Source organism: Prosthecobacter sp. (genome assembly GCF_044373815.1).
GTDB lineage: Bacteria > Verrucomicrobiota > Verrucomicrobiia > Verrucomicrobiales > Verrucomicrobiaceae > Prosthecobacter.
Window position 1 is genome coordinate 1 of the sequence record NZ_JBIPNG010000291.1, and the last position, 8,350, is coordinate 8,350.

Here is an 8,350-nt window from a genome sequence, read left to right on the forward strand (position 1 = left end):
TGAGATTCGGCCACGCACACACATTCTCGATGGCGACGATGCGTTGCAGATTTTTGGGCTCAAACTCCTGCGCGACCAACCCGGACAACGACAATGCGAACAGCCATGCGGCGAAGATTTTCATGGGCTACCAACGCCACCAGCGCGGCACACATTACGGACGTTCCGCCACCATCAGCCGGGTGAAGGGGCCATCGCTGACATTGTAGTAGATACGTTTGCCGTCCGCGCTGAAGACGGGATGCGGGTGATTGCGCCGCCAGGATTTGGCGCCGCCGTTTTGCGCAAAGCTCTGCAGCAGCACCCATTTGCCCCCGTTCATGTCCGCCACCTGAATGCCCCACTCATCGCCTTTGCCGCCGGCGTTTTTGCTCATGCCATCGGTGACCATGAGGCTGCCATCCTGACTCACGGAAGGATGCGTGCCGCTGAGGACGGGCACCTCTTTGAGGCGGGTGTATTTGGCCGGGTTGTCAGCGATATCGAAGCTGATGTTTCCGGCTTCAAAGATGTGCTGTGAGTCCGGTGTCCACGCCGGATGGCCCCACTGGTTGCGCTGCCAGACGCAGGCCGCCTTTTCAAAATCATAGACCACCGTGCCCTGGCGATGGCTGGCACCGCTGGACATGTAGTTGTCCCCGCCATTGCCTGCGGCGACCTTGAAAAACACGCGCTTCAGATCCGGACTGAGCACAGGAAAAAAGATGGAGCAGGGCTTGCCAGCGAACTCCTTCTGCAGCCAGTCACCGTACTTGGCCTCCACCTCGCTGATCTTTGCCATGGCACTGATCTTGCCAGTGGACGCATCCCACACTTCGAGATCGCGATACGGCCCCGGATTCCAATGGCAGCCATACATGGGCAGCAGATTTCCTTCCGGCCTGCCAAAACCTACCTGATGGTCTTCAGCGACAATCGTTTTCTTCAGCGTCTCCACATCCACCACGACCACGCGCCACTTTTTGTCGATCACTTCATGAAACGCGACGCGTTTGCCGCCGGAGAGCCATTGCTGACAAGCAACGCGATGCGCATCCTCCGTATGCACGTTGTCAGCCAGCACCGTCTCCTTTCCCGTTGAACGCTCCATCATGCGGACTTCACCCAGATGGCCCTGCGCATCGGTGGAAGTGAAAAACAGCACACGCTTGCCATCCGGGCTTTCTGGATTGGTCAGGTAGTAGCTGTGCGTGGTATGCCGCCCTTCAGTAGAAGCCACCGGCTTGATGGTGACATCTTTGGACCAAGCTGCGACAGGGTCGGCTGCAAGGCCGTGTGCAGTCATCAATGAAAGGAATGCAACGATGGATTTCATGGCGCTAAGAAAGAGCGCGTAAGGCGTGTCAATTCAAGCTGTCAACTCGCGCAGCACGCGCCCATGCACGTCGGTAAGTCGCTGATCGCGACCACCGTGGCGGAAGATGAGTTTCTCGTGATCCACACCCATTTGATGCAGAAGCGTGGCATGGATGTCATGGATGTCCACGGGATCGCTGGCGACAGAGTTGCCGAACTCGTCAGTTTCACCGAAGGCCATGCCGCCTTTGAAACCGCCGCCTGCCATGAAGATGCTGTAGCCGTTCACATGGTGATCGCGACCACACGATTCGCTGATTTTGGGCGTATGCGGAGTGCGGCCCATCTCGCCGGCCCAGAGCACGATGGTTTCATCAAGCAGGCCACGCTGATCAAGATCGCTGATGAGCGCGGCGACGGATTGATCGGTGATGCGCGCATTTTTGGCGTGATTTTGGCGAATCTGCCCGTGCTGATCCCAGGGCGAATTGTTGCCATCGAAACTCGGACAGGTGATTTCGACAAATCGCACCCCTGCCTCCACCAAGCGCCGCGCACGCAGGGCCTGGGTGGCATAAAAGCGCTGATGTTCGTCGGTGGAATCCACGCCGTAGAGCCTGCGAATGTACTCAGGTTCGCCGGCGATGTCCGCAATACTTGGAACCGCGCTTTGCATGCGAAACGCGGTCTCGTAGTTCGCGATCGCTCCTTCAATGACTTGCGCATCAGAAGCTCCCGCCGCGAACTCGGCGTCCTGCTGTGCCAGCAGCGCGAGTTTGCGCCGCTGGATGACCGCCTCATCATGCGGAGCAATGTTATCGACCGGCACGCCCTTGGCGCGAACCATGGTGGCCTGATGACTCGCGGGCAGGAAAGAACTGCCGAAGTTTTCGAGCCCGCCGTTTGGCACCCAGTCGTTGTTGAGCACGACGTAGCCCGGCAGATTGTGATTTTCCGTGCCGAGGCCATAGGAGACCCAGGAGCCGATGCTCGGCGCCTGGCCAAGGATTCGACCCGTGTGCAGCAGCAAATTCTGCTGACCATGCAGCGGCAGTTCGCCGACCATGGAACGCACGACACACAGCTTGTCCGCCACCTGCGCGATGTGCGGAAAAAGTTCGCTCACCCACAAGCCGCTCTGCCCGCGCTGCTTGAACTCCCACGGACTGCCAAACCAGACGCGGCCAGCATTTGACTGCGAGCGCTTTGACACCGCGCCACTGCCGATGGCTTTGCCCTCGAACTTCTTGAGCATGGGCTTGGGATCAAAGGTGTCCACATGGCTGGGACCGCCGTCCATGAAGCAGAAGATGATGTTCTTCGCCCGTGCTCGGCGGTGCAGCGGCACACCCGCCATCGCACGCAGCGCCAGCATGCCAAAGCCCGCGGCAGCACCTGCCAGAATCTGGCGGCGCGTGCAAAGATGATGATGATCATGCGGCAACATTTCAGCGGTAGTAGAGAAACTCCTTGGTGTTGAATAACGCATGGGCGAGGCGTTCCCATGCATCTGGCGTGTCACCGCCAAAATCCTGCAAGGCGACTATCCAGCGTTTCAGTTCGGCTGCGTTAGGCGCACGAGCCAAAGCCTGCCCGAACATCTGACGCACGCGGTCTTCGCGGTTCACGTCCTTATCCTTTAACAAACCAGCCGCCCAGCATTTTGCCATCTCGTTCACAAACGGATCATTCAGCATGATCAGCGCCTGGGAGGGAACATTCGTCACGTCTCGTCTGCCAGCAGGCAGTTTCAGATCTGGCAGATTGAAGCCGACGAGAAATTTCGGCGGGTCCATGATGGACATCTGCAGATAGATCGAGCGGCGGCCCTGACCATCGAGCGGACCGCTGAAAAGGCGCTTGGCAGCGTCCTCGACACTGCGAAACGGCAGGACAGGGCGGCCATAAAGCTGGGAGTCTAGACGACCGGAAATCGCAAGCAGTGAGTCTCGAATGGCCTCCGCCTCCAGCCGCCGTGTAGCGTAGTGGTGCAGCAGTCGGTTCTCTGGATCACGTTCGCGCGCGGCATCGGCCACGAGCCCGGACTGGCGGAAGGTCTGGCTCAAAACAAGTCGCCGCACCAGTTTCTTGGTGGACCAGCCTTCGCGAATGAACTCGCGTGCCAGCCAGTCGAGCAGCTCAGGATGCGAAGGCTTGACCCCGAGTCGTCCGAAATCATCCGGGGTGGCCACGAGTCCGGCGCCGAAGAGCCACTGCCATACTCGGTTCACATAGACACGGGCCGTCAGCGGATGCTCGGGATCCAGCAGTGACTCTGCAAGTGCCAGTCGGTCTGACACTCGCGCTCTGGGGTCCAGCATTTTCAAAAATCCCGGCTGTACCAGCGTGCCAGGCACATCCACATTTCCGCGCACGTTAAGCGGGTAACTGGCCTGAGCCGTTTCCCGCTGGTCCATGCTGTTGACCGTTCGCGGAAAATTGATGCCTGCCTCGACGCTCCGATATTCGGCCACCAGTGTCGCGAGCCTGCTTCCGGGTTCGGCCTTGTTTGGCAGCAAACCGCTGGTGAGCAGCCAGTCTAGAACAGGCTGATCTCCGGGCTGCGTTTTGCCGTCACACCACCGAGCAACGGCCGAGTTAAACCAGGCCGCGATGCGCTGCCAGGAATCCGGTGAACCGGCAGCATCATACAAACCGGCAAATGCATCCTGTTCATCCTGCGGCGTGCCTGCCTTGTCATGCGAGACAATGCCACAGACACTCAGCCAGCTGCGTTTATCGTAGCCAAAGTCGTCATTTTTGAGCCCCTTTGCCAGACCCGTTCGCGGTGGGAAATTCGGATTCAACGACGAGGTGGCAAACTCCACCGTGACCTGCTGCACCCCATTCTTCAGCTCGGCATCGGCGAAGGTCCGCCATGCGGGGATGATGTTGGTGTAGAAAGCGATGGTTTCATTTTGAAACGCATGGTCATCGATCACAAGCTGGCCGCCGAATTCCCCGCCTGCGAGATCAAGGCTCACGAAACTGCCCGGAATGAGATGCTCAGGCGGCATGCGCAGCGCTCCGGGCAGCTTGGAGGACAAGGCGTGCGTGTGCCAGCCACGCGGCAGGAGACTCGCAATGACGGCATCGCCTTCGAGCGCGATGAGGGGCGTGCCTGCTTCAGCAAAGCCGTGCTTCATCCCATCGCCCTCCATCACCCAGCCGTGGGGAAGCTGCGCCTTGGCAGGATCGGCCAAGGGTTTGAACATGGCATTGGCGTTTTGTGCGGCCACGCGGGTCTTGCGCCACTCGGCAGCTTTTTGTGTGAACTGATCTGGCGCTGCCAGCGGTGCACCGACTCCCTTCAAAGCGGCACTGTGCGTCTCCCCCCACTCTTTGAGGAAGGGAGCCTCGAACGGCTTTTTCCACGCAACTGCAATCTCGGCACGGATCGCCGCGCGCAGGTCTTTGAGCTTCGCGATGACCGCATCGTTTTTATTTGGCGCATCGATCACACGGGAAGTCCAGCGCGGCGTGGTGAAGATGGCGGCAAGAGCGTAATAGTCGTGCTGCGATACGGCTTCGAGCTTGTGATCGTGGCAGCGTGCGCAGGCCACGGTGGTGGCGAGGAAAGCTTTGGAAAAGGCGTCGATCTTGTTGTTCACCATCTCCTGATGAATGCCGTTGAACATCAGGCTGCTGCCGTGGCGGTGTTCGCCCAGATGATAAAACATGGGGCCGACGAGGCTTTCGTTGGTTTGTGAGGCGGTGTTGATTCGCGGCCTCGGCAGAAGATCTCCCGCGATCTGCTCGCGCAGGAACTGAGCGAAACTGATGTCGTCATTGAAGGCGCGGATGAGGTAGTCACGGTACTCATAGGCACCCTTGGCCGGATTGTCCCATTCGTAGCCGTAGGTGTCCGTGTAGCGCACGACGTCCATCCAATGCCGTGCGAAGTGCTCCCCAAAACGCGGGCTTTGCAGCAGCGTGTCCACATAGACCTCGTCAGACAAGGATGCTGATGCCGATGATGGCGGCAGCCCGGTGAGCACAAATGAAAGCCGCCGCCTCAACACGCCAGGCTCCGCAGGGGGCGCAGGCTGGAGTTTGGCGGCAGACAACGCCGCACGCACGAAACGATCCACCGGCTCTTTCGACCATGCCACATCATCCACCTTCGGCGGTTCGACTTTACGCATGGGCTTGAGGCTCCACCAGTCGAGGCGCTTGTGGAACTCAACATCCCAAGTGTCGCCTGCTGCCAGATCCTGGCTGTTCTTGACTTCTGACACGCGCGGATCGGGAGCCCCCAGCCGGATCCATTCCCCAAACACAGCAATCTCCGAAGTAGGAAGCATCTTCTTCGGCGGCATTTTGACATCCTTTTCTGCATGACTCAGCGCCTGCATCAGCAGGCTTGCTTCCGGCTTCCCAGGAATAATAGCGGGTCCGCTCTCGCCCCCTTTTTCCCAGCCTGACTTCGAGTCAAGAGCGAGGCCGCCTTTGATTTTTCCCTCATGTGAATGGCACTCAAAGCAGCGCTGTTTCAGCAGGGGCTCCACCTTTGAGACGAAGATGTCCTCCGCGCCCATGACTGAGGCGGTGAGCAGACATGCCATGGTGGCGAAGGACTTCATCGGTCTTGAGCAGCAGGCGTGGCGATGATGCGGAATGAGTTCATGCAAAGGAACCAACGCCGCCAGAAAGCCATCTCTCTGTGACCCTGCCCGCAAAAAATGGTAATATCCGATCAAAAATTTTCACGGAGTTCGCCACCTGCTTGATCCTCTGGGCCGCATCCCCGGGCTCGATGCAGTTGGCCGCCGCTGACTTGATCAGAACATTCGCTGCCGTAAGTTAAGCCGTGAGCACCCCACCCAGACCATGAGCTGGAAACCCGGCGTGCGCAATGACCGCGAAGCCGCCTGCCTGCGCCTTCCACTGCAATGATTTTCCCGGTCACTCGCGCCAGTACAGCGACTCCTTCGGCACTGTGTAGGGCACCCCCATCTCCGGTGTCTGAATGACCTCGCCCTTGCGATACAACGACTCCACCGCCGCGATCAGCATGCCAGATGTGAGCAGCGTACGCTCCACCGGATAAGGCGCACGGTTGTGCAGGATCATGTCTTCGATGTGATGGACGAGAGGATTGAAGAAGTCGGCGGTGGTCGCGCTTGATCCCGGCATCGGCAGAAACATCTGGCAGGAGGTGATCTCGCCCGTCTCGGAGTTCAGCCCCGCATAGTTGAAGTCCCGCACCGGCAGCATGAAGAGCGTGGTGTGGAAGCCATCGCGATGTTCGATGAAGTAGGCGAAGGCATCGGGGAAGGTTTTGCGCGCCCACTCAAAGCTCACCCGCTCCAAAGGATACCCTTCCACCGGCCAGGTATGGCTGCGCGTGAGAGCAGCGCCAAGCAGGCGCTGCGTGTTCTTCCGCGTGGCGGCATGCTCCCACATCTTCGCACCACGCAGGGCCAGCACGCTCTTGATTCCCACCTCACCACCACGGCGGCGCTCAGACATGCACTGCGCGGTTTCCAGACCGTGGAAATCGTATTTCTCGACGCCCCCATAGCCGACGGCCACGCTCTCAGCCAGCGGCGCGCCCCAAGGCAGATCCACGGCAGGCAGGCGACGTGTCACAGGCAATGAGGATCCCGCGAGAAAGGGAAAACCGAGCCGTTTCGCATCGGCCACCATCTCGGTGCATTTGCTCCAGTCGGTGGAGAGATGCTTGTCGTTGAAGACGGGCACGCTGCGCCCGCTGGCCTCAAAGACTTTCACGATTTCTTTGAAGAACTCGTAGCGCGGATAGAGCGTCTGCCCCTTCTCATTCTCAGGGTAGTCGCCGTGCTCACCAATGAGGACGACCCCATCCACCGCGAGCTTGCCTGTGCCAAGCGTGAGCGCCTCGGCGATGCTGGAATAAATTGGAATGTGATAACGCTCGGAACGCCCCCGCGCGAGATCGGTCTCCGGAAACTGCGCAACGTACAGTGACACCAGATCCGTCTGCGGCGGCAGCCACTGCCCGGCCCACACGTAGCCCATGGCAAGCCGGTCCACAAAATGCATCGCATGTGAGTTCTTGAACATCACCGTGGCGATGAGCGCGACCTTTTTGCGTGCTGGCTTGGGTGCGGCATGCGCCGTGGCTGCGGCGGCAGCACTGGCCATGAGAAAGGTGCGGCGGGTCCAGGATGATGAGCTCATGATGATGAAGAACGTTCCGATTTGTTTTCCCAAAACAGCCACAGCGGCAGCACCGCGATGAGCGGCAGGCACGAGGCCAGCATCAGCCCCTGATCAAACGAATGCGTGCGATCCGCGAGCCTGCCAAAGAACTGCTGCGCCTGCGCCGGCAGCACCCACGCGACGACTCCTGCAATGCCGGTGATCTTGCCCTGATGTCGTCCCGACAGGTCCTGCGTGAAAGCATGATACAACGGAAACACACCCAGCGCCCCGGCACCCGCGAGCATGAACACCGCGAGCAACACCCACCCATGCTCCAGCCATGGCGTGAATGCACAGGAGGCACACAAGGCCCCGCAACCCGCAAAGACAATCACACGCGCCGCATGCACCGATAGTTTGCGTCGCCCCAGCCACACGGCGAGCGCTCCGGCACCGAGACAGCCCACGTCCGTGGCCAGATACCATGCCGAGGTGAACCACAGCGTGTCCGCTTCGGAGTAGCCACGGCCTTCCTGCAAAATCTTGGGCAGCCATGCACGCAGGATCTGCCACGTCGTGTTGATCCCCGCGATGACCACAAAAATGATGAGCATGCGACGGCTGAAAATGACGCTCCAAAGGCTGGTGCCATCGCTCTTGTCCGTGGTCTCACTCACACGAACCGGTGCAGGCAAGTCCGCCTTGCGCACGAGGGCAAACCAAAGCACCAGCCAGCCAAAGCCGGTGATGCCAACCACTTGAAACGCCGTGCGCCAGCTACCGAGCTCGGCCGTCATGAGCCCGCTCATGATCAGAGGCGTGATGATCGCGCCAATGGAGGTGCCGCTCTGCAGCACGCTGTTGCCGAAGGAACGCTCGCGCGCATCCAGCAGTGCCCGCGTGGTGCGAATACCGCAGGGCCAGTGGC

General features: G+C 59.8%; 5 protein-coding genes. All 5 read right to left on the bottom strand.

The window, feature by feature from the left end:
- Nucleotides 1–154 precede the first annotated feature (154 nt).
- The gene (locus tag ACIREA_RS20650; RefSeq protein WP_397384238.1) at nt 155–1,315 is read right to left on the bottom strand and encodes a TolB family protein; all 1,161 of its coding nucleotides are present in this window, start codon (nt 1,313–1,315) and stop codon (nt 155–157) included.
- Nucleotides 1,316–1,348: 33 nt separating this feature from the next.
- The gene (locus ACIREA_RS20655; protein WP_397384239.1) at nt 1,349–2,743 is read right to left on the bottom strand and encodes a DUF1501 domain-containing protein; all 1,395 of its coding nucleotides are present in this window, start codon (nt 2,741–2,743) and stop codon (nt 1,349–1,351) included.
- Nucleotide 2,744: 1 nt separating this feature from the next.
- Nucleotides 2,745–5,861, bottom strand: a complete 3,117-nt coding sequence (locus ACIREA_RS20660) for a PSD1 and planctomycete cytochrome C domain-containing protein (RefSeq protein WP_397384240.1) — start codon at nt 5,859–5,861, stop codon at nt 2,745–2,747.
- 340 nt (nt 5,862–6,201) lie between these two features.
- Nucleotides 6,202–7,458: a hypothetical protein gene (locus ACIREA_RS20665; RefSeq protein WP_397384241.1), complete on the bottom strand. Its 1,257-nt coding sequence runs from the start codon at nt 7,456–7,458 to the stop codon at nt 6,202–6,204.
- A partial coding sequence (locus ACIREA_RS20670; protein WP_397384242.1) for an MFS transporter occupies nt 7,455–8,350 on the bottom strand: 896 nt, incomplete at its 5' end. The genes ACIREA_RS20670 and ACIREA_RS20665, both read right to left, overlap by 4 nt.